Source organism: Effusibacillus lacus, from assembly GCF_002335525.1.
In the GTDB taxonomy this organism is placed as follows: domain Bacteria; phylum Bacillota; class Bacilli; order Tumebacillales; family Effusibacillaceae; genus Effusibacillus; species Effusibacillus lacus.
Window position 1 is genome coordinate 1 of the sequence record NZ_BDUF01000096.1, and the last position, 370, is coordinate 370.

The window sequence follows — 370 nt, forward strand, 5'->3', positions numbered from 1 at the left end:
GAAGGCTCGTCCGCCCAGGGTTAGTCGGGACCTAAGCCGAGGCCGAAAGGCGTAGGCGATGGACAACTGGTGGAAATTCCAGTACCACCGCGCGTGCGTTTGAGCGATGGGGTGACGCAGGAGGATAGGGAGAGCGGCCTGCTGGATGGCCGTGTAAGCAGTGAGGCTGAGAGACAGGCAAATCCGTCTCTTATAAGGCTAAGCTGTGATGCCGAGGGAAATATAAGTACCGAAGTCCCTGATTTCACACTGCCAAGAAAAGCCTCTAGCGAGTGCGCCGGTGCCCGTACCGCAAACCGACACAGGTAGGCGAGGAGAGAATCCTCAGGTGCTCGGGAGAACTCTCGTTAAGGAACTCGGCAAAATGGCC

The 370-nt window shown here is 57.6% G+C and carries 1 rRNA gene; it reads left to right on the top strand.

The features are described 5' to 3' along the window. Positions 1–370, top strand: a 23S ribosomal RNA gene (locus tag EFBL_RS16560); the annotation flags it as partial.